This is a genomic window from Streptomyces sp. A01 (genome assembly GCF_059026195.1).
Genome location: NZ_JBWLKN010000104.1, coordinates 1 through 898 on the forward strand (window position 1 = coordinate 1; position 898 = coordinate 898).

General features: G+C 70.6%; 1 protein-coding gene. It reads right to left on the reverse strand.

Annotation, left to right across the window (positions count from 1 at the left end):
* On the reverse strand, positions 1-898 hold an 898-nt coding region (locus AC5P1B_RS35710), incomplete at both ends, for a ketoacyl-synthetase C-terminal extension domain-containing protein (protein WP_493892199.1).

An 898-nucleotide genomic window follows, 5' to 3' on the forward strand; every position in this document is an offset into this window, starting at 1 on the left:
TGGTCGCAGACCTCCTCCCAGGCCCGGGCGAAGACAGGGAAGGCGGTGGCCAGCCCGCGACCCATACCCGGGCGCTGCGCACCCTGCCCGGTGAACAACAACGCCGTCCGCCCCCGCCCCCCAGCGGCCGGGACCGTGCCGGTGATGACACGCTCACCATCACATTCCCCAGCGGCGAGCTGGTCCAGCCCCTCCAGCAACTCCCCGCGATCCCGGCCCAGGACCACGGCCCGGTCCTCGAAGCGCGCCCGCCCGCCGGCCAGCGACCAACCGACATCCACCGGCCGCCACCCCGGCCGATCCTGGAGATACCCCCGCAACCGAACCGCCTGCTCACGCACCACATCCCCACCACGCCCACACACCACCCAGGGAATCGTCACCTCGGGTGTGGGGGTTGCCTGCTGCGCTGTGGTCTGGGGGTGGGCTGGCTGGGCGGGTGTGGTCTGTGGTTCGTCGAGGGCGGGGGCGTCTTCCAGGATGAGGTGGGCGTTGGTGCCGCTGACACCGAAGGAAGAGATCCCGGCCCGGCGGGGCCGGTCGGCGCGAGGCCAGGGCCGCGCCTCAGTCAACAGGGACACCGCTCCACTCGACCAGTCCACATGCGGAGTCGGAGCATCGACGTGCAAGGTCTGGGGCAGCAGTTCATGCTGGAGCGCCATGACCATCTTGATGACGCCGGCTACGCCTGCGGCGGCTTGGGTGTGGCCGATGTTCGACTTCAACGACCCGAGCCACAGGGGTTGTTCGGCGTGGGGACGTTCCTGGCCGTAGGTGGTGAGGAGGGCTTGGGCTTCGATCGGGTCGCCGAGCGTGGTCCCGGTGCCGTGGGCCTCGACCGCATCGACATCGGCCGCCACCAGCCCCGCGTTCACCAGAGCCTGCCGAATCACCCGCT